This window comes from Vibrio sp. R10-SG3-ISO10 (assembly GCF_059834185.1).
The window spans coordinates 637951-664154 of the sequence record NZ_JCBDHG010000022.1; the positions used below are offsets into that span (position 1 = coordinate 637951).

Consider the following 26204-nt stretch of genomic DNA (forward strand, 5'->3'; position numbering starts at 1 on the left):
TAGCTTCTTAAATTAGGTCAGGGATGGTGGCATGAGTTCAGTAAAACTTGGAGAGGCTTTGGTTGAGCCAAGCAAGATTCTATGTGTTGGTCGTAACTATTTAGAACATATCCAAGAGCTGAATAATTCTGTTCCTGAGCAAATGGTGGTGTTTTCCAAACCGCCATCCTCGATTGCCTCTAATCTAAGTTCCTTTCATCAAGAAAGACTCCACTATGAAGGTGAAATCTGTTTTATCGTTAAGCAAGGCAAATTGTCTGCGGTGGGGGTCGGGCTCGATCTGACCAAGCGTGACCTACAGTCTCAACTAAAAGAAAAAGGTTTACCTTGGGAGCGCGCAAAAGCCTTTGATGGCTCTGCGGTGTTTAGTCGTTTTGTCCCTTTAGCTGGGTTAGAGATAGAGTCGTTAGAAATTGAGCTTTTTATTAATTGTGTCCGTGTTCAAAAAGGCTCGGTGAAACAAATGATCTATTCGCCAGCAGTGATTGTTGAAGAGCTCAAGAGTTACACCACCTTGTGCGATGGTGACATCATTATGACGGGTACCCCACAAGGTGTAGGTGAAGTGCATGCCGACGATGTGTTTCTCGCTCGATTAAAGTCCGGTGACAAAACGCTGATAGAGATTGAGTGGGTTGCTCAATAATTAACGCTTTACTCTACCCCTAGGTCAAGGATTAACCTCCAATTGAGAGTTCAATTGGAGGTTTTTATTATGGGTTGTTGTAATCAAGCGCCTAAAGGTGGAAGCAACAATGTCGGTCTACTTCTCAAGTGCGTGGCGATAATGGCGGTTGTTTTGCTCCTACTCGCAGCCTTGTTTGGCTAGAGCAGTTTTAGGCACAGAAACACCACCATGCTGACCAAGGTTGTTAAGAGAACATTCTTGGTTTTCCAAGCTAAAAACGCCGCAATGAGTGCGCCAATCAAATAAGGGTTACCTGCCGAGAGCCAAAGCTGTTTTTCTGGCATAAAGACAATTGGTGCCCAAATTGCGGTCAACACGGCAGGGCTAGAGTATTTCAGTAGTCGCTGAGCCTGAGGGTTGAGCCTTAAAGGTAAGCGCGGTTCTAAGAAAAGATATCGACTCGCAAAAACCAACACAGTCATCGCTAGAATAGACAACATAATCATCGGTTATCTCCTTTTAGCGATTCGGCAAAGTAGCCAGCAAGCATACCTGCAACGCTGGCGATCATCAGCCCTGACTCGATTCCTTGGGCATAACAAATGACTGACGTGACTAATGAAACGACGACCGCTAGAAGTACCGGAGAAGATTTCACGTTGGGAACGACAATGGCGATAAACGTCGCTGCGACAGCAAACTCTAATCCTAATTCATTTAGAGCTGGGATATAGCTCCCTGCAACAATGCCTGCGAGTGTGGCGAGATTCCAACACAAATAAAAGCTCAGGCCTGCTCCCAATGCATACCAACGATTAAACTGCATTTCAGATTGCTGACCGCAAATGGCAAACAGCTCATCTGTTAAAAGAAACCCGAGCCCGAGCCTCCACCTGAGTGGCAGTGGGCTTACTTTATCTCGCATTGAGACGCTATAGAGTAGGTGCCTAGAAGTGATAAAAAATATCGCGAGCAGCATGGTGGCGAGTGTTGCGCCAGCTTTAAACATCCCAGTGGCAACGAGCTGAGCGGAACCAGCAAAGAGGATGGCCGATAAAGCTTGGCTCTCTACAACGGTCAATCCAGATTCTATGGCAAATGAACCTGCAAGCAGCCCCCAAGGGATCACGGCAATGCTGAGTGGTACCATTGCAAGGGTACCTTGCCAAAAGAGTTGAGAGTGGCTGAGTTGTCTGTCTTGTTCGAAGGTCATGGTATTCATAATTATTGTTTTTAGTGTGATGGATAATGGCCGTATTAACTCACACGGATGTACTAACGGCTTGTACAAAATTGCGGGTTTGTCGCTCTATGGCTTGCCGATAAACTGTTTGGGTGTGACACCTAAAGCACGCTTGAAATGCCTATGGAAGTGGCTTTGGTCGTGAAAGCCCGTTTCCTGAGCAACGTCTGAGATCTTAAGCCCTTGACGAAGAAGCTGTTTTGCAACCCTGAGCCGCGCCTGAATCTGATAGGCGTGTGGTGGTAGGCCGAACTCTTTTTGAAAACTACGCGTGAGATAATAAGGGCTAAGTCCTGCCAGCTTGGATAAGTCCTCAAGGCTGACATCTGCTTGTGGGAAATCGTCCAAAAATTCTTTAACTAACAACAATTGGCGCTGGCTGCGTGTCTTCGGCTCCCAATCGAGTTTCGACTTGCTATGACGCGAAACGAGTTTGACTAAGGTGCCATAGATCAATGTTTCCCTAAGCAGCTTATTGTCTGATTGGGCCAAAGTGTCAAACACTAAGCGTAATTGTTGTGCGAGCTCTGGATCATAAACGACGGGCTCAGGAAAGTAAGGGATGGATGAGCCAGATGAGAGTCCTTCTGTAAGCTGCGCAAACTGCTCAGGTAATGGATACATGGCCTTGTACTCCCAGCCCCCTTCAGTCGCCGTTTGGCCGTTATGAACTTCATCAGCATTGACTAAAATGATGCTGTCTTGCGGGGCAATGTGATTACCTCCAGTACGATAAAAGCGTTGTGCCCCTTTCTCAATCACACCAATGGTATAGCCCTCGTGGCTATGACGAGAGAAATTCTGATGCGTATATTTCGCATCTAACAATTCAAGCCCACCTAGCTCATTGGCTAAATGAAAACTGGCTGATTCTTTACTGCCTTTCGCCATAAGCTTTCCTAGCGCTCTAATGTCTATTTACGGATCTCACAGTCTAGCTTATAGGCCTTAGTTATTTTTGTACAAAATTGCTCAAATTGATATTCAGTTCATTAACAAATGTAAAAGTCATTTAATCTATTTTTATGATTGTTTATTTATTGTTTGTGGTAGATAAATTGATTTTGTTGGACTAAAATGCCGCCGTTTTTGCTTTTCTAAAATTATAACTATGATTGATATTTCTGTGCTGCCGGTTTACTTGACCGCTGTTGTTGCACTTTTATTGTTGCCTGGTCCGGATATGTTGCTTATTGCCAGTTCAAGTATGAGCTACGGTCGTAAAGTGGGTATCTTTGCTAGCTTAGGTAACGCCACTTCAGGGATTATCCTAACTCTGCTTGCTGCACTCGGTGTTTCTGCACTGATTGCCATGAGCCCGATTGCGTTAAAAGCGTTGCACTTATTAGGTGGTGCTTACTTGCTAAAAATGGGCTGGGACTGTATTCGTGCAAGTGCCGCTGATGCGCCGCAAATGGATGGTTCAAACAAGGTCGCGACCACCTTTTACCAAAGAGCTTTGGTAAGCAACCTACTCAACCCTAAAGCCCTCGTGTTTTTTGTGATGTTCTTGCCTCAATTTGTATCTAGTAATATTACCGCAAGTTCTGGCGAACAAATGTTAGCACTGGGCTTGCTACTGAATGTATTAGGTCTCTTGTTCAACCTACTGCTGGTGGCGTTAGTGGGAACATTAGGTAAGCCGCTACTCGAAAACGCAAAATTTAGAACATATCAGCATAAGTTTATGGGGTTGATATTTGTCGTGTTAGCGATTTGGATGTTAAGCTCATTTGCGAGCTAACCGCATTTAATACCAACCTAAATAAGTATCTGGACATTCTTGCTAGTTAAAATCGCTGATAGCTGCGTTATAGATTTTGTAGGTAGGTCAACTAGCTAGCTGCAATCTATGCCTTGCTCTAAGCGATTTTTCCTGCGCAATTATCTGACCACCTACTTATCCAGATTGGTATAAAAGGTCAGCGTTTGCTGGCCTTTTTTGATCTATATGGAAACAAGGAAGGACCGCCTATGAATGTTCAGTTTGTACTTAACCCGCCGAAGAACATTAAAGATGTTATCTACAATGGTTTGAAAGCATTCAACATGCAGCACTTCCCTGATGAGGAGATTCAGAGTCTCGCATGCTACATAGAAGATGATGAGGGTAATTTCGCTGGCGGTTTAACGGGCGAAATATTTACCAATACGCTGTTTGTCGAGTTTCTTTGGGTGGATGAGCGTGAAAGAAAGTCTGGCATTGGTTCATTGTTGATGGAACGCATCGAGTCTGAAGCAAGAGCATTAGGTGTTACAGACTTATATCTTGATACCTACAGTTTCCAAGCTCCGGGTTTTTATGCCAAATTAGGATTTAAAGAAGTTGGACGTTATACCGGGTTTCCAACCGCGGGCGTTGATAAAATTTTCTTACAAAAGAAAATTGTCTAAGAGACTTCTCACATTAAACTAACAATGTTGGCGTTTGGGGTTGTCATAATCTCTGGCTTAAAATCTTGAGTAACTCGCACAGTATGTTTAAAAACTTTGCTACGACACAATCTGCAAAAATCACTCTAGCCCTAATTGGCTGGGTGTTTGCTATTTGTCTTACGCAAAATTCAGGCATGCTAACGGTGTGTGAGTACAAGTATGCTTCTCTTGCAGATAGCACTCATGTAACCGATCAATCGACGGACATTAGCAAGCAGTGTGATTTAACAGAGAAGCTTTTAGGCAGTGCCAAGGTTAATCTTGATCACGTCGTGGTTTCTTTCTTTGTCGCGCTGTTGGTGATTGTCGCTTGGCTTATCTCAACCAGACAATCTTCTCCTCAGTTTACTGAACCTATAGTCCCCAAATCCCGTCTTCATCTCACTTTTTGTGTGTTCCGAGAGTAAACAAATTCGTTACTGGCTTGAGTTTTAGCCAGAGATAGCTCGTATTTGTTATTCCCCCATTGAGGGGCATATACCAACCAAAATAGATATCTGAGTATCTATTTATTAGATTGGTTTCAATTGGACACAACAATGATAAAACAAACTCGATTTGCACCTTTTAGTCTGCTGAGCTTTTTCATTATGCTGAGCAGTGTGCTTTTCTCGACCTTAGCATTTGCACAGGTTGAGACGGGGTGGATGGTTAATCCGGATCATCCTCCTGCAAAAACTCGCTTTGTCGTGACAGGGCAAGTTAACCCTACAGATAAAACTGTCGAAGGCTTTCTCGAAGTTGCGCTAGAAGGTGACTGGAAAACCTATTGGCGCTCGCCAGGTGAAGGAGGCATAGCGCCAAGTATTTCATGGCAGGGCTCTTCTAATCTTGAATCCGTTGACTGGCATTGGCCTTACCCACAGCAGTTTAATCTACTTGGTATCAACACTCTTGGTTACAAAGGGGATACCTTGATCCCAATGACGCTGCACGTCGAAGACTTTAACAAGCCAGTAAGTCTCGATGCTAAGCTGACTCTATCTTCATGTACCACCATATGTGTACTGACCGATTATCCATTTAGTTTGGATTTTATACCGAGTGAGTTGGTCGTCTCAGAACAGGCTATGTACCAACATGCTCAAGCGATCAGTCAGGTGCCTAAAGCATCCCCTTTGATTTCAGAGCAAAGTGCAGTTTGGGATAGTTCGACTAATCAGCTTCAAGTGACTTTGATAAAACCACTAGGCTGGGATGTCCCCGAACTTATTGTAGATAGTCGAGTAGAAGCGATCAGTGATTACAGTTATGCGCTCAACCATCTTACAGTTGAGGGAGAAAAACTTGTCGCAGTGTTTGATGTATCGACATGGCTTGGCGACATCAATCTAAGCGAACAGTCCGTCGATGTGACCATTAAGGATACGGATTTTATCGCTGAACAAGCCGCGCAAGTGACAAAAGGTCTCGTGTCTGCACCAATACCAAGCTTCTCTTTGGTTGAGATGATTGGTTTTGCTTTACTGGGCGGACTGATACTCAACGTGATGCCATGTGTACTCCCGGTGTTGGGGATGAAGTTAAGTGGTGTCATTAGCGCCCAAGGAATTGAGCGTCGTAAAGTGCGCTTGCAGTTTCTTGCTTCTTCAGCAGGCATTTTGACTTCGTTCTGGTTGTTGGCGGCATTTCTACTGATTTTGAAGTTCTCCGGTAGTGCCATTGGCTGGGGTATTCAGTTCCAGAGCCCTTGGTTTATCGGCTTTATGGTGGCAGTAACGGCCCTGTTTGGTGCCAATATGCTTGGTTTGTTTGAAATTAGGCTATCGTCCAATACCAATACATGGCTTGCCTCAAAAGGGGATGACTCTTATGCAGGGCACTATCTGCAAGGTATGTTTGCCACGCTACTTGCCACGCCATGCTCTGCGCCTTTCTTAGGGACGGCTGTAGCCTTTGCATTAGCAGCTAGCACCATAGATATGCTAGTTATCTTTACTGCTCTTGCGCTAGGCATGGCTTTACCTTGGATAGTGGTGGCATTGTTCCCTGGACTTGCCTCTTACCTGCCTAAGCCGGGTGCTTGGATGAATAAGGTTAAGCTGCTATTTGGTGTGATGATGCTTCTCACCAGCGTTTGGCTGCTTTACTTGCTCGCCAACCACCTCCCAGTATTCTGGGTCATAGTTCTAGCAGTCACCGCGTTGGTCGTCGTGCTTATGCGCATCAAAAAGGTTTATGGCGATAAAGCGTTTGTCATCTCTGGTGGCGCATCTTTACTGCTGCTCGCTGGCGGGCTAGTGATTGGAAGTATGACGGCGGATCATTGGTCAACGCCTTTACCTGAAGATTTGCCGTGGGTTAGGCTGTCGAATGAAGCGATTACTGAGTCAGTTGCTAATGGCAATACAGTGTTTGTTAACGTGACCGCTGACTGGTGTGTGACCTGTAAAGCGAACAAGATTGGCGTGATCTTACAAGATCCCGTTTACTCAGCACTTCAGCATCCGAATGTCACACCTATCCAAGGTGATTGGACTCACCCTGATGGCCTAGTAACGGATTATCTTCGAGCCAATGGCAGATTTGGTGTGCCGTTTAATATTGTCTATGGACCTAATGCGCCTCGAGGCATTCCACTGCCTGTGATATTAACCGATGAAGCGGTCACACAGGCACTTAAGCAAGCGAGTGGGGAGGCGGGTTAATGAAGATAAGACCGCTTCACTGGCTCAAAGAAATATCAAAGTTTTTGCTATTCGCGATTGTGATCACCACTGCAATTGATCTCTATCGTGCCCAAGATGTACCGACTGAAATGGCGCCGGACTTAGTCACAGTGGATGAAAAGGGAAACCCAGTTGATGTGATCGAGATGAGCTACCAAACCCCGGTCGTAATCTATTTTTGGGCAACTTGGTGTCCGGTATGTAAGTTTGTCAGTCCTACCGTTGATTGGGTGAGTCAATACTACCCTGTGGTCGCGGTCTCAGGAGCCTCTGGAACAGACTTGCGTGTTGAGGCATTCAAGCAAAAACACGATTATCAATTTACCAACGTCAACGACGAGAACTCTCAGCTGTTTAAGCAGTGGGGCATCTCAGTGACACCAACCATATTCATTGTCAGAGACGGCAAAATCGAATCAATCACGACTGGCATTACGACTCCGCCAGGCTTACTTGCACGTCTTTGGTTAAACAATTAGGAACTTACTATGCTCAATAAACTTACGTTAGCGCTGGCTACAAGCGTTCTTTTTACTGCTCCAGCATTGGCAGCACCTCAAGATCAAAAGATTGCTGAGATTGTAGAGATGCTTGAGGCAAACCCGCAGGTTGTCGATGGATTACATGAAAGCCTAGGAATGTATATCAAGCAGCAACAGCAGTTTACTCACCTACTAGAGAGTAGCCAAAACTACCTTAACGATCCTAACCACTCATTTATGGGTGCAGAAAACGGCGAGTTCACGATCATCAACGTGACAGACTATAGCTGCCCATTCTGTAAGAAATTGGACGTGGAGCTAGATAAGCTCGTGAAAGATTACCCGCAAATCAAAGTGGTGAATCTCTATGTGCCGCTTAAAGAAGGCAGCTCTTCGGTGAACTCGGCCGCTTACGCGCTTAACGTTTGGCAAAAAGATCGTGATAAATATCAGCAAGTCCACGATTTACTGGTTTCAAAACCGGGCACACATAATGCCGCATCCTTAATGAAGATTGCGCAAAAAACCGGAACGACGGAGCATCTAAATGTCAGTGATGAGGTGAAGGCGCAGTTAGAAAACAACTATGCCATGTTTACTGGTTTAGGTTTAAGGGGTACGCCAGCACTTATCATGGGTGAACAAGTGATCCCAGGTTATGTGCCTTATCAGCAACTTGAGGAAGTGGTTAAAGAGCAACTGTAAGCTTCTGGACCAAGAAAAAAGCCCCATACCAATAGGTGTGGGGTTTTATCTGTAGAGCTCTTTAATGTATTAAAGCAAACAATAGATTTTTCTATCTTTGTTAATAATCACACTGTTGTCAAAGCGGTTACTTTGTTTTGAGGGTTAGGATGTCTAGTCCGAAAACGCCCTTTTCATTGATGGCACATTCTGGCATTTGGGTGTTGCTGTATCAGTGTTGGCTTTCAAGATTAACGCTTGTCGAACAAAAATGACTCTGTTAGTGTGGAGTTATGAACTTAGTATCATTAACACACAGCTCATCTAAAATTGTCACTGAAATGATGATGAACATGCCTTCTCAGCGAATGCTGGGAGGGATGGGCTGCGTGTACTGATTTTTTCTTTTTTCGCACCACCATTCCTTAACAAAGTGTTGGAAAGGTGATGCGAATAAGCATTTAGAGAGATCTCTTTTCGACCTTTGTTTGGGAATTAGAGGAGATTTATCTATGAGCTTCAAATCGCTATTCCACAGTTCTTCCGATTCGCGTCACTCTGAGCAATGCTTTGTCACTACGCCTATATTTTATGCCAATGGTGAGCCCCATTTAGGCCATGCTTATACAGGAGTAGTCGCAGATATTCTCCATCGCTTTAATTCTCTCTCCGGAGTGAAGAGTCACTTAATTACCGGGACTGATGAGCACGGTCAGAAAATTGCCAACACTGCGCAAGCGAATCAACAATCCCCTGAGCAATTTGTTGAGAAAACGTCTCGAAGCTTTCGCAATCTTTGGCCACAGCTCGACATTAATCCAGACGTTTTTATCCGTACCACGGCGGATCAGCATAAGGCCAATATTGAGAGAGTGTGGCGGACGTTGGAGCAGAAAGGTGATATCTACTTAGGGCACTATTCCGGTGACTACTGTGTAGCATGCGAACAGTTCTATCCAGAGAGAGATCTGCTCGATGGCTTATTGTGTCCGATTCACAAACAACCAATCACTCGTGTAGAAGAGAAAACATATTTGTTTCAGCTTGAGAAATATCGATTGGCCCTGCTAGAGTATTATCAGAATATTCCCGATGTAGTCGTCCCTCAGCATTATCAAAACACTTTAATCGAGCAACTTGCTTCAGAGCCATTGGAAGACTTATCAATTTCAAGAATTAACAACCAATGGGGTATAAAGGTACCGAGTAATCAGGAGCATACGGTATACGTATGGATTGATGCTCTGTTTAGTTACATCACCGCGATTGCAGAAAAAGACGCCGATGTATCAGCAATTGAGCGAACAGAACACGTCATAGGCAAGGATATTTTGCTGTTCCACGCAGTGTATTGGCCAGCATTTTTATTAGCATTGGAACTGCCGCTTCCTAAAAAGTTGATTGTTCATGGCTGGTGGACCATCGGTGGTGAAAAGATCTCTAAATCGAATCCTCTGACGACTGTGAATCCTTCGTCATTTGCTCAGCGTTTATCAACTGATGGAATTCGCTATGCTTTAATTCGTCAAAAGCCGCTATATAGAGATGGTAACGTTGAGCTAGAGGAGTTTACTGGGCTAATAAATGGAGATTTACTTAATAATTTTGCCAACCTTGTAAAACGTAACCACACCATAGTTGTGAAGGAGTTTTCTGGCTCATTAACGCTTGAGTCAGCTGGGAGGTTAGATTCTGACTGTCGAACTTATGTTAGCGAGTTTTCCTGCGACCTTGAGCGAATCGTTAGTGCGTATCATGACAGAGATCTTTATCGAGTGACTAAAGAGTGCAATGCGCTTTTATCAAAGCTAAATGCTTTTTTCCATCACCGAGCACCGTGGTTGATTCGAAAAGGGCAGCCAGTCCAAGAGTCACAACAAACTTGCTTGATCGTCTGCAATTTCGTTCGAGAGTTGGCGTGGTTGCTATCGCCAATTGTTCCTGAGCTATGCCAGAATATTATTACTGAGCTTTCTGAACAACCTAGCTCTCACTTAAATGCCAGTAGAGAAGTTCTAAAATCGGTAGAGGTTGTTTCTGCAAAAAGCCACTTAAGGCGATTGAGTTGTTAGTATGATGGGCACCCCTTAAGCTGCTGTGAAGTAACTTAAGGGGGAGATTGTTTCTGAGCTTAAAGTAAGCTGTGCTGATGTTCTGAAATCAGCATTCCCATAGACTCTGACGCCTTATCAAGTACGTGTTCAAAGCTATCAGAATCTTCAAACTTCTCGATAACTTCGTAGTAACACTTCAATTTCGGTTCTGTTCCTGAAGGACGAACGATCACTCGTGCACCACACGATAGGTGATAGATAAGCACGTCACTTGCTGGTAGGTCGATGGTTTGAGTTGAACCATCAGCAAAGTGCTTGGTAAGTGACTTAAGATCTTCTGTCACTTCCACTTTACTACCCGCTATCATAGTCGGTGGGTTAGCTCTGAGCTTATCACCTACAGGTGGTGCTTTAGGATCAAGCGCAATACTGCGTTGCGAATTCAGATACATACCGTGCTGACGATAGATGGTTTCTAATTGATCCCAAATGGTTTTTCCATGGCTTTTTAGCTCGGCGGTCAATTGCGCAAAGGCAACCAGAGCGGATAGACCATCCTTATCCCAGACTTTGTTCCCAACCGTGTAGCCTAGTGCTTCTTCATAGGCAAATAGGAACTGCTGATCGTCGCTTTGCTTTTGCATCGCTACATTGGTTAGCCATTTAAAGCCAGTCAGTGTTTGGAAGTAAGTGGCACCGTGCGCATCGGCTATCTTGTTTAACAAAGTGGATGAAACAATCGTATTGCCGACAAGTTGCTTACTCGCCTCCGTTTGTGACAAGAGGTAATGACCAAATAAAGTTCCCACTTGGTCGCCAGTCAGCATCTGATAGTCACCATCTGGCTTGCGCACAGCGACAGCAAATCGGTCTGCGTCTGGGTCATTGGCACATGCAATGTCGGCGTTGTGTTGTTTAGCTAATGCCATGACCATATCCATCGCCCCAGCTTCTTCTGGGTTCGGGAAGTTGACGGTAGGGAAAGAGCCGTCTGGTTCACTTTGCTCTGCAACACTGTAAAAGTGGTTAAATCCCGCGTCGTTGAGTAGGGTTTGCGCCATGTTTGCCCCTACACCATGCATAGCGGTATATGCGATAGCGATATCGTTAGGCGCAGTATGGTTAGCCAAGAGTGGATTGTTATTCATCGTTTGGCGGTAAGTTTCGTAGTAATCCTCTTTCAACCAAACGAGTAAACCATGCTTCTCGGCATCATCTAGTGCCATAAGTGGTATTGGCTTGGTCGCCGCAATGTCAATCTCACCTGCAATGCCTGAATCATGTGGTGGGATGATTTGCGCGCCATTTTCCCAGTACACTTTAAAGCCATTGTATTCTGGTGGATTGTGGCTGGCTGTAACCACAACAGCCGCTGCTGCATCAAAGTGTTTTACCCCAAATGCAACAATTGGTGTTGCCGCTACTGCATGTGTTAGGAAAACCTTAATCCCAAGAGAAGTAAGAACAGAAGCCGTATCGTGAGCAAACTGTTTGGAGTCTGTACGGCCATCATAGCCGATGACAACACCGCGCGTTTTTGCATCTGTGACTTGTTCAACAAGATAATGACCAAGCCCTGTTGCAGTTTCTTGAATCACTAAACGGTTCATTCGGTTTGGACCACAACCGACTTTGCCTCGTAGGCCAGCAGTACCAAATTCCAAACGTTGGCTAAAGCGATCGTCTAACTCATCAAATGCTTGTTCATCGATTAGGTGTTGAAGCTCTTCTCTTGTATGTGGGTCAGGATCTTTCTCTAACCAACGCGTCACTTGTTCCATCATGATGTTTTTACCTTCTTCATGTCTCAAGTTGATATCCAGGGTCTATTGACCTTTTGAGAATAAATCCTGTTCGAGATAAAAGCGTTTTAATCGCGGCGAGAGGTTTGACGCCTAGTCATTCTAAGCAAAACACCTCTCAACAAAGAGTAAAACGCTTTTAGCCGAACCCTTTGGGCAGTGTTTGTGGCTCCTTTCTACTGCGTTATCGGCTTATCATGTAGGGGAACTACACTTCAAAGCCTCTGCCTTGTATAAAGAACCCACAAACCACTGCAGGAATAATCTCAAAAAGTTAACAGACCCTACTTTAAGTCTATGTTATTTCCTGAATTTAGCTTGATTTTAATTGATATTGATTATCATTTGCGAGAGCGCAATCGCTAAACCTTTCTATGCTCTGCCTAGTCACCATTTCTAATAGGACTTTCTTGCACAATTTAGAAACGCCAACTAACGTTTATTAACATAAATATAACAAATTACATGAAATTTACTGGTTATAAGGAATTATCCAAGTCCAAAGGCTGATTGGTACTTTCTTGCAGGCTCAGGTGACATGCAGGAACAAGTACCAGCATCACGGTTGATGACTCTGGCAGAGGAGAGGTCTTTTGAAAAGTTTACAGTTGTTACTGTGGCGATTGAGTAGTGTTTTGTTAATTTGTGTCACTGCTTTTGCACACGCAGAAGAAAGTGCCTACAACATGACTCAGGGAGTCACCAATATCAGTGAGCAGGTTTATGACCTTCATATGCTGATATTTTACATCTGCTGCGCCATTGCTGTTGTGGTCTTTGGGGTGATGTTTTACTCCATGTATCATCACCGCAAATCCAAAGGTGCGGTGGCGGCGCACTTCCATGAAAGTACTAAAGTGGAAGTTATCTGGACGGTTATTCCAATTATTATCCTCGTCTTAATGGCTATTCCGGCGACCAAAACCTTAGTCGCAATGGAAGATACTACTCAATCAGATCTGACTGTAAAAATAACAGGCTCGCAATGGAAGTGGCATTACAGCTATTTCGGTGAAGACGTCGAGTTCTTTAGTTTGCTCGCAACTAGCCAAAAAGCGATTGATGGCATCGAGGAAAAGGGCGCGCATTATCTATTGGAAGTGGATAACCCGCTGGTGCTACCGATTAACCGTAAAGTACGCTTTTTGATGACAGCTGATGACGTCATCCACTCTTGGTGGGTGCCGGACTTTGCGGTGAAGAAAGACACCATCCCAGGATTTATTAATGAGGCCTGGACTCGCATAGACAAGCCTGGTGTCTACCGCGGTCAATGTGCTGAGTTATGTGGTCGAGCTCATGGCTTTATGCCCATTGTTGTTCATGCGATGGAAGAAGAGAAATACGATGCCTGGCTGCTTGCCAAGAAAGCGGAATTAGAGAAAGCGAAGCAAGAAGCTGCAGCCTCACTCACCGCCTCGTTGTCTCTGGATGAGTTAATAAGTGTTGGTGAGAAAGTGTATCTCGATCGATGTTCGGTTTGTCACCAAGCAAATGGTGCTGGTATACCCGGAGCATTCCCAGCCATAACGGGCAGTAAAGTCGCAACGGGCGATGTCTCTTCGCACATTGATATTGTGGTTAATGGTCGTTCGGGTACAGCAATGCAAGCATTCTCTAACCAGCTGACAGATAAAGAGATTGCTGCTGTGGTGACCTATCAACGAAATGGTCTCGGTAACAGTGTGGGTGATTTAGTTCAAGCATCAGATGTTAACCAGCTTAAGGCGTCTAAGGAGGGACAATGAAAACGTCCAAACCTGATTCGATCGTAGAAGACAAAACCAAATCAGCGCCAGCTACTGATGCCGATATCGGTCGCGCCAATAGCACGATTGCTGTTGAAGCTGATGATCATGACCACCATGGCCCAGCTAAGGGAATTACCCGTTGGCTCTATTCGACGAACCATAAAGACATTGGGACGCTTTACCTTTGGTTTAGCTTTAGCATGTTCTTAATCGGCGGTGCGATGGCAATGATCATTCGTGCGGAGCTTTTCCAGCCGGGTTTACAATTGGTCGAGCCGCAGTTTTTTAATCAAATGACTACCGTGCATGGCTTGATCATGGTGTTTGGTGCAGTGATGCCAGCTTTCACTGGGCTAGCAAACTGGATGATCCCAATGATGATCGGTGCGCCAGATATGGCTCTGCCGCGGATGAACAACCTCAGCTTTTGGATTCTCCCTTTCGCTTTTGCCATTCTTATTGCCTCATTGTTTACGGAAGGCGGCGGTCCTGATTTTGGTTGGACCTTCTATGCGCCACTCTCGACGACCTATGGACCTGACAGTACCGCGTTGTTTGTTTTCTCGGTACACATTATGGGGATCAGCTCGATCATGGGGGCAATTAACGTGATCGTCACCATCGTTAATATGCGTGCTCCAGGGATGACATGGTTCAAAATGCCAATGTTTGTTTGGACTTGGCTTATCACGGCGTTTCTATTAATCGCCGTGATGCCCGTACTCGCAGGGGCTGTCACCATGGTGCTCACCGATAAGTACTTTGGAACCTCGTTCTTTGATGCCGCAGGGGGCGGTGATCCTGTGATGTTCCAGCATATCTTCTGGTTCTTTGGTCACCCCGAAGTGTACATCATGATTTTGCCCTCTTTTGGTATTGTATCTGCGATTATTCCAGCCTTTAGTGGTAAGAAGCTGTTTGGTTATCACTCGATGGTCTACGCAACTTGTAGTATCGCCCTATTGTCCTTCCTTGTTTGGGCACACCACATGTTTACCACGGGTATGCCGGTATTTGCCGAACTCTTCTTTATGTACTGCACTATGCTAATAGCGGTGCCGACAGGCGTTAAGGTGTTTAATTGGGTAGCAACCATGTGGCGAGGGGCGATGACCTTTGAAACGCCGATGTTGTTCGCTATTGCGTTTATCATCTTGTTTACTATTGGCGGTTTCTCAGGGCTAATGCTCGCCATTGTTCCAGCTGATTTTCAGTACCACGATACCTATTTTGTGGTGGCGCATTTCCACTATGTGTTGGTCTCGGGCGCCGTGTTCTCGATTATGGCGGCGGCGTACTATTGGTTGCCTAAATGGACGGGGAATATGTATGACCACAAATTGAGTTTGTGGCATTTCTGGTGTTCGATCATTTCAGTCAATGTGCTTTTCTTTCCGATGCATTTTTTGGGCTTAGCGGGTATGCCAAGGCGTATTCCGGACTACGCGATTCAATTTGCAGACGTTAACCAAATAGTCTCAATAGGGGGCTTTGCCTTTGGCCTGTCACAGTTAATCTTCTTGTGGCTGGTGATCAAATGTATCAGAGGCGGAGAAAAGGCTTCGGCGAAACCTTGGGATCGTGCTGAAGGGCTGGAGTGGACGGTGCCAAGCCCTGCGCCTCATCATACTTTCTCAACGCCACCGAAAGTGGACTAAGGGCTCTGTTATGGATGGGCAAGCGAAATCCAATAGAAAGCTTACGCTGAAGCTTTGCGCTGCGGTTGTTGCCATGTTTGGTTTTGGTTTTGCTCTTGTCCCTTTATACGACGTGATGTGTGAAGCTTTAGGAATCAACGGAAAAACCAATACAGAGTCTGCGCTACAACCACAAGGTATGGTTCCTGACACATCACGTCTTATTCGCGTAGAGTTTATGGCGCACAATAATCAAGGGATTCCTTGGTCTTTTGTTCCGGCACAAACTTCAATGGAAGTGCATCCCGGCGAAGTGATTCAAACCGCTTACTATGCTAAGAATTTGTCTTCCAAAGATATTGTTGGCCAAGCCGTGCCATCGGTCTCTCCGGGGTTAGGTGCTACCTATTTCAACAAGATCGAATGTTTCTGTTTCAATCAGCAGCCTTTGCAGGCCGATGGAAAAGCAGAAATGCCACTGATTTTCTATATCGAGCCTGATATTCCAGACTCTATTCATACTCTGACGTTGTCATACACCCTCTATGATATCACGGATAAAACGACCTCAACCGAGTTAGCTAACGTTTCATCTAAGGTAACCGATGAGACTTCGCAAGGAGCAACACAATGAGTTCAAAACATCAATCCTATTATGTGCCCGCACAAAGCAGCTGGCCAATTGTTGGCGCAGTTGCCCTATTTTTGATTGCTGTCGGTGCAGGCCTGACGGTACAGAACATGGCTGAAGGCGGGGATGGGAGTGTCTTTGGCAAGCTGATTTTGCTCGCGGGTTTTATCTTTCTGCTCTATATGTTCGCGGGTTGGTTTAGTAACGTGATTACAGAGTCTATGAGTGGCAAGAATTCTGCGCAGTTGTCTCGTTCTTATAGACAGGGGATGAGTTGGTTTATCTTCTCCGAAATCATGTTCTTCGGTGCTTTCTTCGGTGCTCTTTTCTACGCACGAATGATCTCTGTGCCTTGGCTTGGCGGGGCTGGTAACAATGCGATGACGCATGAGGTTATCTGGCCGACATTTGAGGCTTTATGGCCATTAACGACCACTCCAGGTGGAGACACGACCAACGCTATGCCTTGGCAAGGATTGCCATTAATCAACACCATTATCCTGCTCACTTCTTCGATTACGCTTCATTTAGCGCATGTCAGTTTAGAGCAGAACAAGCGTATGGCGCTGATTGTCTGGCTTGAAATTACCATCGTTTTGGCGTGTTTTTTCTTGTATTACCAAGGGGTTGAGTACGCACATGCCTATCAAGATTTGGGTTTAACGCTTCAATCGGGAATTTATGGCAATACCTTTTTCTTATTGACCGGATTCCATGGCATGCATGTTCTGCTAGGCACTACATTTTTGATCATATTGCTGGCTAGGGTGGCAAAAGACCATTTTACGCCGAAAGACCACTTTGCCTTTCAGGCTGGCAGTTGGTATTGGCACTTTGTTGATGTGGTGTGGTTATGTTTGTTCGTCTTTGTTTACGTGCTTTAACGTTAAATTAAACAGTACAGGGTCTGTTGACCTTTTGAGCTGATTTTTGCAGCAGTTTGTGGATTCTTTATGCAAGGCAGAGGCTTTGAATTGTAGTTGCCCTACCTGATAAGCCGATAACACAGCAGAAAGGAGCCACAAACGCTGCCCGAAGGGTTCGGCTAAAAGCGTTTTACTCTTTGTTGAGAGGTGTTTTGCTTAGAATGACTAGGCGACAAACCTCTCGCCACGATTAAAACGCTTTTATCTCGAACAAAATTTAACCGCAAAAGGTCAACAGACCCTAGTAAGGGCGTATATTCGGTTCAATTAGGCCGCTTAATAAGGCGGCCACCATTAACACAACAGCGAGTGCAGAAAGGAAAACGCGGCGACCCAAATAAAAGCTCATGGGTTTGTCATCTGGGAGGGAATCTTGATCAGAGTCGTCTTCCGATTCAGGGCCTTTAACCATTTCAAACATCGCTCTGCCGAGGTTAACAAGGATGAAGAGTAGCAGCAGTACTAGGACAAGTTTGAATATGAATACCATGGGAGGTTCCTTTTTTGCTCCGCTGAAAACCACAAAGTTTGTGGCTGTTTGTCTAATAACTGTGGTCGCCTTTTCGATATTGATCAACTTAGGTTTATGGCAATTATCGAGAGCAGATGAGAAAAGCCAAATAGAGCAAAAGGTTATACAGAGAGCGCAAATGTCACCTGTTGGTTTATCTGAGTTGACTCAGGAACAAATCAGTAACCCAACCGGTGTAAAAGTCGTGCTTAGCGCGACCCCAGTAACGGATAGGTACTTGTTACTAGATAACCAAAGTGTTGATGGCAAGGTAGGTTATTTGGCGTTGCAGTTAGTGAAAACACAATCTGGACAACACCTGCTGCTTGAACGAGGTTTTGTTGAAGCGCCTGATTTACGCTCACAGCTGCCACAGGTTAATTGGTTGAATAGTGAGCTTGTGCTTGAAGGCAGGCTTTATCGCAAGTCGAGTAATCCGCTCAGCAAAGGTTTGCATTTAGAGCAAGGCACGATGAGCCGAATTCAGAATCTTAATTTTGCTCAGTTAGAGCAGCATTGGCAGATCGAAATAGAACCTTTTGTTGTGCAGCCGTTGGTTGAGCCTTGGCCTTATATTCAGCCTTGGCAACCGGTCTCGATGAATCCAGATAAGCACTTAGGCTATGCAGTGCAGTGGTTTTCCATGGCGGCAGTACTGGCGCTGTTAAGTGTCGGCTTACTAGTCAAAGCTTTAAAGCAGGGAGTAAGAGATGAATAACCCAGTTTTAAGAGGAAGGATCATTTTTGTCAGCTTAGTGGTGATGTTCGCTTTACCTGCCATTATTGCAAAAACAGTATTGAGCCAGCACTGGTATCAATCGGGTGTGACCAACAAGGGCGAGCTCATTGAACCTATGGCGACACTGGAATCATTAGGTATCGACAATCCTTACCACGAGTCACAGTGGCAGCTTGGTTATGTTGTTCCTGAGCAATGCGGTGAGTTCTGTCAGCAACAAATCTATTTACTTGGTCAGAGCCACATCGCACTGGGTAAGTACCAACAACGTGTGCAACCTGTGCTGATCTCTACGCCTAGCAGCGAGGTATTAGCAAATTCGGAGTATGCTCAGATAAAAGTAAATGATGGTTTTTCTCAGCTTGTTGATCAATTTGAATACGTGATTGTAGACCCGCTAGGGCAGTTGGTGATGCGTTATCCCAAAGTGAGCAAACAAGGTGAGTTAGTTGCACAAAGCAAAGGGCTACTTGCCGATTTACGTAAGTTGCTCAAGTTATCTCGCGTCGGCTAAATCGCTAGGAGTCACGATATGAAGTTGATAAACCTTGTCAGATTCAGTCTTATCCTCACATTCATTGTCGTCATGCTCGGCGCATACACTCGACTTGCGGATGCAGGACTTGGTTGCCCTGATTGGCCGGGCTGCTATGGTCAACTAACCGTCCCTAATGAGCAGCATGAAATCGCTTTGGCTCAATCACTGTACCCGTCTCTTACCGTTGAAGCCGACAAAGCTTGGCTAGAAATGATCCACCGCTACTTTGCGGGAACACTGGGCTTAGTGGTGTTTGCCATTACTTTTATTGGCATCAGAACAGGGCAAATACCGATGCCGATGGCTTCGGCAATTTCTGTCGTAGTGATTTTTCAAGCCTTGTTGGGAATGTGGACAGTGACCATGATGCTAATGCCAATCATAGTAATGGGTCACTTGTTGGGAGGTTTTACCTTATTCAGTTTGCTCGCCTTAACTCACTGGGGGCTTCAAGCGAGGCAAACTCCGTTGGTTAAGGAAGGCAATAAAGCTAGGCAGAGATTGAAGTTATTAGCCGCTTCTACGCTTGTGGTCGTGGTAATGCAAATTGCGTTAGGTGGTTGGACATCTTCTAACTACGCTGCGCTGATGTGTACGACACTGCCGATATGTGAAGGAAACTGGACTTCTTATCTCGATTTTGGACGCGCTTTTGAATTGGTTCAACCCAAACAAGAAAGCTATGAGTTTGGCACGTTAGATTATGGCGCGCGGATGACGATTCATGTTACGCATCGAGTGGGGGCGGTTGTCGTCACACTGTTTGTTTCGGCACTCGTGTTTATGCTGCTCGCGGAGAACAAACAAGCGTATAGCAAAGTGGCGAAAGGGTTATTGCTGATGCTCGCTATTCAAATTGCACTCGGCATCGGTAACGTATTATTGAGCTTACCTTTGGTTGTCGCGGTGGCACACAATTTAGGGGCTGCTTTGTTGCTCTTGATCGTATTACGAACCAACTATCTCATTTGGCAAACCAGTCATCAGTCTGCAATGGATTCTGCTCTGATTAATAAGGAGAGTGCGCATGAGTAAAACACTATCTGTTACTGCCCAAGAGAGAGCGCTATGGCGTAGCTATTTGGCCCTGACTAAACCTAAAGTCGTTGCTCTGATGCTACTTACTGCGGTAGTCGGGATGTGTCTTGCGGTTCCTGGTGCGTTACCCGTGCAGGGCACAGTGCTTGGGCTGATAGGTATTGGCTTGATGGCAGGTTCGGCGGCAGCGTTTAATCATCTTATTGACCAGCGCATAGATGCCATTATGGCTCGAACTTACAAAAGACCACTGCCATCAGGAGAAATACACTCAAGCCATGTATTCGCATTTGCGGTTGTTATTGGAGCATTGGGATTTGCCGTTCTTTATATCGGCGTGAATGCTTTAACGGCATGGTTAACTTTTGCGAGTTTGCTTGGTTACGCTGTGGTGTACACCATGTACCTAAAGCGTGCAACACCGCAGAATATTGTTATCGCAGGAATAGCGGGTGCCATGCCACCACTATTAGGTTGGACTGCTGTGACTGGAGAGATGCACGCCAATGGCTGGCTGTTAGTGATGATTATTTTCATCTGGACGCCACCACATTTTTGGGCGCTAGCGATTCATCGCAAAGATGACTACGCAAAAGCGGATATTCCAATGCTGCCTGTTACCCACGGTGTTGAATACACCAAAACGTCTATCTTGCTCTATACCGTGCTACTTGCTTTAGTCTGCTTGCTGCCTGCTTTAGTCGGTATGGCGGGAACATTGTACTGGGTTGGTTCGACAATTCTGAGCTTAGGTTTTATTGGCCACGCTTGGAAACTCAAGTTTAACCCAGATGAGAAATCAGCAATTGAAACGTTTAAGTTCTCCATCTATCACCTAATGTTTCTATTCTTGCTTCTGCTGGTGGATCATTATCTCCCTTAAAACAAAGCCCACCTCCTTGGTGGGCTTCGAAGATAAACTATGGCTTAGAGTTCATCGGCAAACTCTTCCGCAAAGTTTCTAGCCTTTCTGGTATATGCATACTCAGCGGTGTATTCTAATTGATTCTTATATTTAGGGTTCTCAGACATTCCAAGAACACGACAAATCCACGCGTGATAATCTGCACGTAAAACCGCACTATAGCCCGGCGTTAAAGACTCTTTAAGTTGTTCACTAAGTGTATCTAATAAAAAGTCATCTTTTGGAAAGTCTCTGTAGATCGTCTTTACAGCAATTCTTTGTAAGTAAAGGTCTTCGGAATTCAACATATTATACAGTTGGTGTTGTCTCCAATTTGCTGATATACCTTTCGGTAAGGGTTGATGAATTAAATATGTTTTTAAAAAGCGTTCTTCCATCAACTCTATTTTATCGTTAGCGTACTTTTGTAAACTTTTATCATTTGCTGACTTTGAAACTATGGTTAACGTGTCCATATACTCGATGAGTCCTGCGTTAGCTATCGTAAGAATCTGTTCTTCGATCTCTTCCTTTTGTTGGCTATTCAGGTTGTTTGTGTAGTTTTCGAGAACTTTATGGTTGAGCACATCGAATAGCTCGGGTTGGTTTAACCATTGTTTTTGCATTTCTTCATAACCTTCCATCCTAGTTTCAAAGTCTGGATTGTTTATCATGGCTAAGTACTTATCGGTTATTTCAGAAGGTATGTAGCCCTTAAGCGTGTCCGTATTTATTTGGCCTGCTATCTCAACTGCCTTTGCAGTAAGTACGATATTAAATTGCTCTTTTGATATTGGACTTGAAGCATAACCGTCATACTTTGGAGTGTTATCTATTATCTTCTGTGCAATATCTGTTGCGGCTGTTATCGAGTAGAGCAGGTCATCTTGTTGGTTCTCTCTAATACCAAAATAGAATATGCTTTTAGCAGTAGTTGTCATTTCTTTCGAAGTGTAAATACTTGCAAGTTGTCCATTTTCATTAGCATATATTGAATAATAAAATTTTGGTGGTGCGACCATGTCTGCTGGGAAAGGTGTGTCTTCTCCCACAAAGTTACGTTTATAATCTAGCTTAATCTCTATAGGGTAAGAGTTGTTATCGCTCGGTTTTGCTAGCATTCCCTGTTCATCTAGCTTAGACCTAATTGTAAGTAGCATGATCTCCTTAGTTTGTGCTTCATTAAAAAAACCAGGAACGTTATATTTTTGGACCAAATCAAAATCAAAGTTGGTGATTTCATACTTTACCCCAACGGGAACTATTGCATTTGGTTCTGATTTTTTTGTTGATGTACAGCCAGCAATAGTGACAAGAACTATTGAAATTAAAAAAATAGACAAACTGCGTATCTTGGGCATTTTATGCTCTCTTATGTATTGTGATTTGCTACACAATAATGTGTGCAATATATGATTCAATGTTTCTATTTATAAATTAAGATAATGATCAAACAAATATCATGCATTTTTATTATGTATTTGTTGTGCCACATGTTTTGAGTGTTAACTACTGATTTTTGGTTCTTCAGTGGAAGTTGGTTTGGGAGGGATACTTCTAAGAGTGTCTCATTTCCAAGATAGACAGTATTCTTGGTGTCATCCTGAGTCTTAATAAGCTAGTCTACTGAGCGTTTTGATTTTGAATAGAGCGCTCTATGTACCTAGCTACGCAGCTTTTTAGTAAAAGATTGATTGTTCTTTTTGGCCTAATGGCGCTTGGCGGTGGGGCCTCGATGGCAAAGTCGTTTGACTTTCATGGCGATTCTATAAGAGCGCTTGAAGTGCTACTGGGTGGGGCATGGGTGCTTCACGCAACGGTAGCCACCACACTCGGGTTTATCGCTGCGTGGTCAACACCAATCTCTTACTACCATTATCATCGTTTGGTGCTGTCGCCATGGGTACTAGGCTTGTTGGCTATGGTCAGTTTGGACGAGTTTCTGCAAATGTTTAATCCTCTACGCGAGTTTTCATTCCTCGATCTGAGCATCAATCTTGTATGCGTAGCAATTGGCGCCATGCTCTATGTGAGTTATTTGAAGCTAAAGTTTCCGTTATACCAATCAGAATAAATAACCGAGCATCTATCGAGCCTAAATAGTATGGCGGTAAGCTTTTAACTATCGCTGAAGGTGTTTCAAACTTCGCTGTTCTAGTCGTTTGAATAACAGTGATAGCGATAAGCAAATGAGAAGATAGCAAAGTCCAACTATCAACCAGATTTCAAAAATCAAACCTGAAGAGTTGGCGATCTCAGTGCCAACAAACGTCATCTCTTGGATTGAAATCAGTGACACGATGGATGTGTCTTTGACCAAGGAAATCGATTGTCCTGCTAATGCGGGTGTTATTGCCGCGAGAACTTGTGGTGCTATCACATAGCGGTATTTAGTCCATCCGCCGATACCTAACGAATCTGCCGCTTCCCATTGCCCTTTAGGGATGCCCGATAAGCCGGAGCGCACTACCTCAGCAACATATGCGGCCGACAGCAGACCGACACATAACACGCCTGATAGTAGATTTTCCCAAAGATTGGCCGGGCCAAACAAGGTGGACTGTAGCCAGTTTATCTCTCCCGAATGCTCTCTTAGTAAACTATCTAAACCCAACAATGGAATCAGTTGGTTAGAGATGAAAAAGTAAAAGATGAAGACAAACACCAGAGGAGGGATATTTCGTATAAGTTGAACAAACATGTTTGCCGGCACAGCAAATAGAGTGATTTTAGAGTGTCGAGCGACGCCGAGCGCTGTTCCTAAACTTAACGCAAGAACCATCCCCCAAATACTCAGGCGTACAGTAGACAATAAGCCCTGAAAAAAATAGGGCAGAGAGCCATCTGATCTTGGTGTAAAGAGCAAAGAGAAGGCCTCTTGCCAGCGCCAAGTGTAGTTAACGCCGACAGAAGAGCGGTCGTATATCCAGTAGCTCAACCCAGCTAACATCAGTAAAAGAAGGACATCTAGCTTGTTAATCGAGCGCTTAAAGGCTGGCGGTGCGATTGAAGTTAGTGTGTTGCTTTTAGTCACGTGCTTGTTTATTCCGCAAAAAGTGGCCCCAACTCATTTTGATAAGTTGGAGCCAATCCAGTTATTGACCAGATGCGATCTGATCTTGCCAGTCTAGAGTTGAGAACCAGTACTCATAACGTTGTTCCAGCCACCCATCTTGAGTACGTGCTTGAATCCATTGATTAAAGAAGTCTTCTTTGTCAGCTTCGCCCAAACGAACAGCAAACGCTTCGTTGCCTTTAGACAAACGTTCTGTGAATGGGATAAAGAGTTTGTCGCTATTTTTCACTGCTTCATGCTCTGGTTTTGGGCTCGACGCGATGACGGCATGAGCATTGCCATTCAGCACTTCTTGGAAAGCTTGCGCATCGTCATCAAATTGAAGAATCTTAGCTTTAGGGAAGGTTTCACGAGCGACTTGCACTGTAAACGCTCCGCGACGGGCTGCAATTTTTACTCGGCGAGAGTTGAAGTCACTAAATTCAGAGAATCCTTCCGCGAGCTCTTTGTTCGCCGCTACTTGAACACCAGAATGAGAGTAGGGAGCAGAGAACAACACACTCTTTGAACGTTCTGGAGTAATACTCATGCCGCCAATGATGACATCAAATTTCTTCGCCAGTAGAGCTGGAATAATGCCATCCCAAGCAGTAGGAACAAATTCAACTTGCCAACCGGAATCTTTCGCCAAGCGTTTTGCTACATCAATTTCAAAACCAATCAACTCACCTTGCTTATCCCGCATCGCCCAAGGAACGAAGGTCGACATGCCAACGCGCAATGTTCCGCGCTCATTAATTTTGTCTAAGTTAGGCGTTTCTGAAGCCAATGCTGGCAGGCTAATCGCTAAACCTAGCAGAGCCGTAATTGCAGCCTTGAATCCATTCCTTGAAATGAGTTTTCGTCCTATGTTTTTCATAGAGTTGTCCTTTATTGTGTGCGCCAACTAGCGCCGAGTTTATGTTCTAGCCAAGCAGAAAGCCCTGACAGTGTCAGCGTCAAAGCGAGGTAGATAGCAGCCACAGTAAACCAGATTTCAAATGGCATAGCGGTTTCCGAGACGATATTGCGCCCCTCGGTAGTGAGATCGAAAATTGCCATCACACTGACAATGGATGAGTTCTTAATCAGAGACACCACCTCATTGGTTAATGGAGGAAGTGTACGTTGAATCAACTGAGGCAATATTACATCGTAGTAGGTGTAAAACGGGCTAAGCCCGAGAGATTTCGCTGCCTCAAATTGCCCTTTGGCAATGCTGTTTAAACCACCTCGGAAGATCTCTGCGGTATAGGCGCCTTGAAAGAGTGACAGTGCCAAAACGGCCGTCGCAAATCGGTCTAATCCAATAGCAGGGCCAAAGACAAAGTAGAGCAAGTATATCTGCACGAGCAAAGGCGTATTGCGTATTGCCTCAATGTACACATTGGCGATACCTCGTCCTACCCACGAGTTAGATAGCTTAAGTAGCGCAGTTGTCAGTCCAATAATCAGCGTAAATCCTAAGCTAATCGCAGATATCTTGATGGTAATGAGCAATCCTTCAATGAGCTCAGCTGGCCACCATTCACCATCTTCATAGAAGGCTATGTAATCGGGTACGCGCTCCCACTGCCACTGATACCCCATACTCTTAGCACCAGAATCAAGCAACCAAGCAAGGGCTAGGATGAGCAAGATGATTTGGAGCAGGGCAGACGCAACGGGTTGGATTATTTTCTTCATTCTTAGTGGCTCAATATTTGTGCTAAGAACTGCTGCGTTCTTGGATGTGTCGGAGCAGAAAAAAGCTGCTCTGGTGTCGACATTTCAAGTACTTGCCCTTGGTCCATAAAGATCACTCTGTCTGCGACTTTTTTGGCAAATCCCATTTCATGAGTAACGCAGATCATAGTAATGCCATCTTGCGCTAAGTCGACCATGACATCTAACACCTCTTGAATAGTTTCTGGATCGAGGGCGGAAGTCGGCTCATCAAAGAGCAATATTTCTGGCTGCATACACAGTGAACGGGCGATGGCGACGCGTTGCTGTTGCCCCCCGGAGAGTTGCACTGGGTATTTATTGGCCTGTTCTTCGATATTGACTCGCTTTAAAAACTGTAGCGCGCGCTGAGTCGCCTCTTTTTTAGTCAGCCCGAGTGTGCGTATTGGAGAGAGTGTTAAGTTCTCTAGAACAGTGAGGTGCGGAAAGAGGTTAAAGTGTTGAAACACCATTCCGACCTTGCCCGCGGCTAGAGTTGAGCTGAGCTGGCCTAAAACCGTTATTTCCCCTTGGTCTAGGGTTTCTAATCCGTTTATGGTTCGGATAAGGGTTGATTTACCGGATCCCGAAGGGCCACAAACGACTAAAATTTCGCCTTTTCGTACACTGAGATTAATTTCTTTGAGTGCTTGGAACTGACCATACCACTTGCTGACATTTGTAAATTCTATGGCGTTCATGCCTGATCTGCTGATTTTGTTATTGTATTAATACCTTAGCAATATCAGACTGATAATGCATCTTGTGGTAT

The 26204-nt window shown here is 44.8% G+C and carries 27 protein-coding genes; 17 read left to right on the forward strand and 10 right to left on the reverse strand.

The window, feature by feature from the left end; all coding sequences use genetic code 11:
• Positions 1 to 31 precede the first annotated feature (31 nt).
• Positions 32 to 646, forward strand: coding sequence for a fumarylacetoacetate hydrolase family protein (locus AC6R16_RS16415; protein ID WP_500675086.1), 615 nt, complete (start codon positions 32 to 34; stop codon positions 644 to 646).
• A gap of 179 nt (positions 647 to 825) precedes the next feature.
• On the opposite strand, the gene AC6R16_RS16420 is transcribed toward AC6R16_RS16415, so the two are convergent.
• The 3 genes from AC6R16_RS16420 to AC6R16_RS16430 all read right to left on the reverse strand — a co-directional run bounded on the left by AC6R16_RS16420 (position 826) and on the right by AC6R16_RS16430 (position 2762).
• Positions 826 to 1134, reverse strand: a complete 309-nt coding sequence (locus tag AC6R16_RS16420; RefSeq protein WP_038204144.1) for an AzlD domain-containing protein — start codon at positions 1132 to 1134, stop codon at positions 826 to 828.
• Positions 1131 to 1850, reverse strand: a complete 720-nt coding sequence (locus tag AC6R16_RS16425) for an AzlC family ABC transporter permease (protein WP_500675087.1) — start codon at positions 1848 to 1850, stop codon at positions 1131 to 1133. The genes AC6R16_RS16420 and AC6R16_RS16425 overlap by 4 nt, the downstream gene beginning before the upstream one ends.
• Before the next feature lie 87 nt (positions 1851 to 1937).
• On the reverse strand, positions 1938 to 2762 hold the full coding sequence (locus tag AC6R16_RS16430; RefSeq protein WP_500675088.1) for an AraC family transcriptional regulator: 825 nt from the start codon (positions 2760 to 2762) through the stop codon (positions 1938 to 1940).
• A gap of 220 nt (positions 2763 to 2982) precedes the next feature.
• On the opposite strand from AC6R16_RS16430, the gene AC6R16_RS16435 reads away from it, so the two are divergent.
• The 7 genes from AC6R16_RS16435 (at position 2983) to AC6R16_RS16465 (ending at position 10214) form a co-directional block, all read left to right on the forward strand.
• Positions 2983 to 3615, forward strand: coding sequence for a LysE family translocator (locus AC6R16_RS16435; RefSeq protein WP_004749145.1), 633 nt, complete (start codon positions 2983 to 2985; stop codon positions 3613 to 3615).
• Positions 3616 to 3845: 230 nt separating this feature from the next.
• A complete protein-coding gene (locus tag AC6R16_RS16440; RefSeq protein ID WP_004745732.1) occupies positions 3846 to 4265 on the forward strand; it encodes a GNAT family N-acetyltransferase in 420 nt (139 codons plus the stop codon).
• An 83-nt stretch (positions 4266 to 4348) separates the two neighbouring features.
• Entirely contained in the window at positions 4349 to 4714 is a 366-nt protein-coding gene (locus tag AC6R16_RS16445) for a hypothetical protein (RefSeq protein ID WP_500675089.1), read from the forward strand.
• Between the two features lie 132 nt (positions 4715 to 4846).
• Entirely contained in the window at positions 4847 to 6955 is a 2109-nt protein-coding gene (locus AC6R16_RS16450) for a protein-disulfide reductase DsbD family protein (protein ID WP_500675090.1), read from the forward strand.
• A complete protein-coding gene (locus AC6R16_RS16455; RefSeq protein WP_367938810.1) occupies positions 6955 to 7455 on the forward strand; it encodes a protein disulfide oxidoreductase in 501 nt (166 codons plus the stop codon). Before AC6R16_RS16450 ends, AC6R16_RS16455 begins: the two co-directional genes overlap by 1 nt.
• 9 nt (positions 7456 to 7464) lie before the next feature.
• The gene (locus AC6R16_RS16460; RefSeq protein ID WP_500640091.1) at positions 7465 to 8163 is read left to right on the forward strand and encodes a DsbA family protein; all 699 of its coding nucleotides are present in this window, start codon (positions 7465 to 7467) and stop codon (positions 8161 to 8163) included.
• A gap of 491 nt (positions 8164 to 8654) precedes the next feature.
• Entirely contained in the window at positions 8655 to 10214 is a 1560-nt protein-coding gene (locus AC6R16_RS16465; protein ID WP_500675091.1) for a methionine--tRNA ligase, read from the forward strand.
• 59 nt (positions 10215 to 10273) lie between these two features.
• Here AC6R16_RS16465 and AC6R16_RS16470 read toward each other — a convergent pair whose 3' ends face one another.
• Positions 10274 to 11980, reverse strand: a complete 1707-nt coding sequence (locus AC6R16_RS16470) for a phospho-sugar mutase (protein WP_500675353.1) — start codon at positions 11978 to 11980, stop codon at positions 10274 to 10276.
• 641 nt (positions 11981 to 12621) lie between these two features.
• Between AC6R16_RS16470 and coxB the strand changes: the two genes are divergently transcribed.
• From coxB to AC6R16_RS16490, 4 genes are read left to right on the forward strand one after another with little or no spacing between them, the layout of a single operon-like run.
• Entirely contained in the window at positions 12622 to 13746 is a 1125-nt protein-coding gene (coxB, locus tag AC6R16_RS16475) for a cytochrome c oxidase subunit II (RefSeq protein ID WP_500675354.1), read from the forward strand.
• The gene (ctaD, locus tag AC6R16_RS16480) at positions 13743 to 15407 is read left to right on the forward strand and encodes a cytochrome c oxidase subunit I (protein ID WP_500675092.1); all 1665 of its coding nucleotides are present in this window, start codon (positions 13743 to 13745) and stop codon (positions 15405 to 15407) included. Before coxB ends, ctaD begins: the two co-directional genes overlap by 4 nt.
• A gap of 10 nt (positions 15408 to 15417) precedes the next feature.
• Positions 15418 to 16020 carry a cytochrome c oxidase assembly protein gene (locus AC6R16_RS16485; RefSeq protein ID WP_500640095.1) on the forward strand — a complete coding sequence of 201 codons (603 nt, stop codon included), beginning with the start codon at positions 15418 to 15420 and terminating at the stop codon, positions 16018 to 16020.
• Entirely contained in the window at positions 16017 to 16901 is an 885-nt protein-coding gene (locus tag AC6R16_RS16490; protein WP_486788737.1) for a cytochrome c oxidase subunit 3, read from the forward strand. Before AC6R16_RS16485 ends, AC6R16_RS16490 begins: the two co-directional genes overlap by 4 nt.
• Before the next feature lie 283 nt (positions 16902 to 17184).
• On the opposite strand, the gene AC6R16_RS16495 is transcribed toward AC6R16_RS16490, so the two are convergent.
• Positions 17185 to 17433, reverse strand: a complete 249-nt coding sequence (locus AC6R16_RS16495; protein WP_004745743.1) for a DUF2909 family protein — start codon at positions 17431 to 17433, stop codon at positions 17185 to 17187.
• Between AC6R16_RS16495 and AC6R16_RS16500 the strand changes: the two genes are divergently transcribed.
• From AC6R16_RS16500 to cyoE, 4 genes are read left to right on the forward strand one after another with little or no spacing between them, the layout of a single operon-like run.
• Positions 17432 to 18172 carry an SURF1 family protein gene (locus AC6R16_RS16500; protein WP_500675355.1) on the forward strand — a complete coding sequence of 247 codons (741 nt, stop codon included), beginning with the start codon at positions 17432 to 17434 and terminating at the stop codon, positions 18170 to 18172. The genes AC6R16_RS16495 and AC6R16_RS16500 overlap by 2 nt on opposite strands.
• Entirely contained in the window at positions 18165 to 18707 is a 543-nt protein-coding gene (locus tag AC6R16_RS16505) for a redox-active disulfide-containing membrane protein (RefSeq protein ID WP_500675093.1), read from the forward strand. Before AC6R16_RS16500 ends, AC6R16_RS16505 begins: the two co-directional genes overlap by 8 nt.
• 18 nt (positions 18708 to 18725) lie before the next feature.
• Positions 18726 to 19766: a COX15/CtaA family protein gene (locus AC6R16_RS16510; RefSeq protein WP_500675094.1), complete on the forward strand. Its 1041-nt coding sequence runs from the start codon at positions 18726 to 18728 to the stop codon at positions 19764 to 19766.
• Positions 19759 to 20652, forward strand: a complete 894-nt coding sequence (gene cyoE / locus AC6R16_RS16515; RefSeq protein ID WP_500675095.1) for a heme o synthase — start codon at positions 19759 to 19761, stop codon at positions 20650 to 20652. Before AC6R16_RS16510 ends, cyoE begins: the two co-directional genes overlap by 8 nt.
• Positions 20653 to 20696: 44 nt before the next feature.
• Here the strand turns inward: cyoE and AC6R16_RS16520 are convergent, their stop codons facing one another.
• Positions 20697 to 22034, reverse strand: coding sequence for a hypothetical protein (locus AC6R16_RS16520; protein ID WP_500675096.1), 1338 nt, complete (start codon positions 22032 to 22034; stop codon positions 20697 to 20699).
• 296 nt (positions 22035 to 22330) lie between these two features.
• Here AC6R16_RS16520 and AC6R16_RS16525 point away from each other — a divergent pair, with 296 nt between their 5' ends.
• On the forward strand, positions 22331 to 22747 hold the full coding sequence (locus AC6R16_RS16525; RefSeq protein WP_171320121.1) for a VanZ family protein: 417 nt from the start codon (positions 22331 to 22333) through the stop codon (positions 22745 to 22747).
• Positions 22748 to 22795: 48 nt separating this feature from the next.
• Here AC6R16_RS16525 and AC6R16_RS16530 read toward each other — a convergent pair whose 3' ends face one another.
• The 4 genes from AC6R16_RS16530 to AC6R16_RS16545 form a co-directional block, all read right to left on the reverse strand.
• Positions 22796 to 23707: an amino acid ABC transporter permease gene (locus AC6R16_RS16530; protein ID WP_500675097.1), complete on the reverse strand. Its 912-nt coding sequence runs from the start codon at positions 23705 to 23707 to the stop codon at positions 22796 to 22798.
• 61 nt (positions 23708 to 23768) lie between these two features.
• Positions 23769 to 24608, reverse strand: coding sequence for a transporter substrate-binding domain-containing protein (locus tag AC6R16_RS16535; RefSeq protein WP_500675098.1), 840 nt, complete (start codon positions 24606 to 24608; stop codon positions 23769 to 23771).
• Between the two features lie 11 nt (positions 24609 to 24619).
• Complete coding sequence (locus AC6R16_RS16540) at positions 24620 to 25414, reverse strand: amino acid ABC transporter permease (protein WP_500675099.1); 795 nt, start codon at positions 25412 to 25414, stop codon at positions 24620 to 24622.
• Positions 25415 to 25416: 2 nt separating this feature from the next.
• On the reverse strand, positions 25417 to 26133 hold the full coding sequence (locus AC6R16_RS16545; protein WP_500675100.1) for an amino acid ABC transporter ATP-binding protein: 717 nt from the start codon (positions 26131 to 26133) through the stop codon (positions 25417 to 25419).
• Between the last annotated feature and the right edge of the window lie 71 nt (positions 26134 to 26204).

Coding starts and splice junctions, on each gene's coding strand:
- AC6R16_RS16415 (WP_500675086.1), top strand. CDS start 32: ATGAGTTCAGTAAAACTTGGAGAGGCTTTGGTTGAGCCAAGCAAGATT.
- AC6R16_RS16420 (WP_038204144.1), bottom strand. CDS start 1,134: ATGATTATGTTGTCTATTCTAGCGATGACTGTGTTGGTTTTTGCGAGT.
- AC6R16_RS16425 (WP_500675087.1), bottom strand. CDS start 1,850: ATGAATACCATGACCTTCGAACAAGACAGACAACTCAGCCACTCTCAA.
- AC6R16_RS16430 (WP_500675088.1), bottom strand. CDS start 2,762: ATGGCGAAAGGCAGTAAAGAATCAGCCAGTTTTCATTTAGCCAATGAG.
- AC6R16_RS16435 (WP_004749145.1), top strand. CDS start 2,983: ATGATTGATATTTCTGTGCTGCCGGTTTACTTGACCGCTGTTGTTGCA.
- AC6R16_RS16440 (WP_004745732.1), top strand. CDS start 3,846: ATGAATGTTCAGTTTGTACTTAACCCGCCGAAGAACATTAAAGATGTT.
- AC6R16_RS16445 (WP_500675089.1), top strand. CDS start 4,349: ATGTTTAAAAACTTTGCTACGACACAATCTGCAAAAATCACTCTAGCC.
- AC6R16_RS16450 (WP_500675090.1), top strand. CDS start 4,847: ATGATAAAACAAACTCGATTTGCACCTTTTAGTCTGCTGAGCTTTTTC.
- AC6R16_RS16455 (WP_367938810.1), top strand. CDS start 6,955: ATGAAGATAAGACCGCTTCACTGGCTCAAAGAAATATCAAAGTTTTTG.
- AC6R16_RS16460 (WP_500640091.1), top strand. CDS start 7,465: ATGCTCAATAAACTTACGTTAGCGCTGGCTACAAGCGTTCTTTTTACT.
- AC6R16_RS16465 (WP_500675091.1), top strand. CDS start 8,655: ATGAGCTTCAAATCGCTATTCCACAGTTCTTCCGATTCGCGTCACTCT.
- AC6R16_RS16470 (WP_500675353.1), bottom strand. CDS start 11,980: ATGATGGAACAAGTGACGCGTTGGTTAGAGAAAGATCCTGACCCACAT.
- ctaD (WP_500675092.1), top strand. CDS start 13,743: ATGAAAACGTCCAAACCTGATTCGATCGTAGAAGACAAAACCAAATCA.
- AC6R16_RS16485 (WP_500640095.1), top strand. CDS start 15,418: ATGGATGGGCAAGCGAAATCCAATAGAAAGCTTACGCTGAAGCTTTGC.
- AC6R16_RS16490 (WP_486788737.1), top strand. CDS start 16,017: ATGAGTTCAAAACATCAATCCTATTATGTGCCCGCACAAAGCAGCTGG.
- AC6R16_RS16500 (WP_500675355.1), top strand. CDS start 17,432: ATGGGAGGTTCCTTTTTTGCTCCGCTGAAAACCACAAAGTTTGTGGCT.
- AC6R16_RS16495 (WP_004745743.1), bottom strand. CDS start 17,433: ATGGTATTCATATTCAAACTTGTCCTAGTACTGCTGCTACTCTTCATC.
- AC6R16_RS16505 (WP_500675093.1), top strand. CDS start 18,165: ATGAATAACCCAGTTTTAAGAGGAAGGATCATTTTTGTCAGCTTAGTG.
- AC6R16_RS16510 (WP_500675094.1), top strand. CDS start 18,726: ATGAAGTTGATAAACCTTGTCAGATTCAGTCTTATCCTCACATTCATT.
- cyoE (WP_500675095.1), top strand. CDS start 19,759: ATGAGTAAAACACTATCTGTTACTGCCCAAGAGAGAGCGCTATGGCGT.
- AC6R16_RS16520 (WP_500675096.1), bottom strand. CDS start 22,034: ATGCCCAAGATACGCAGTTTGTCTATTTTTTTAATTTCAATAGTTCTT.
- AC6R16_RS16525 (WP_171320121.1), top strand. CDS start 22,331: ATGTACCTAGCTACGCAGCTTTTTAGTAAAAGATTGATTGTTCTTTTT.
- AC6R16_RS16535 (WP_500675098.1), bottom strand. CDS start 24,608: ATGAAAAACATAGGACGAAAACTCATTTCAAGGAATGGATTCAAGGCT.
- AC6R16_RS16540 (WP_500675099.1), bottom strand. CDS start 25,414: ATGAAGAAAATAATCCAACCCGTTGCGTCTGCCCTGCTCCAAATCATC.
- AC6R16_RS16545 (WP_500675100.1), bottom strand. CDS start 26,133: ATGAACGCCATAGAATTTACAAATGTCAGCAAGTGGTATGGTCAGTTC.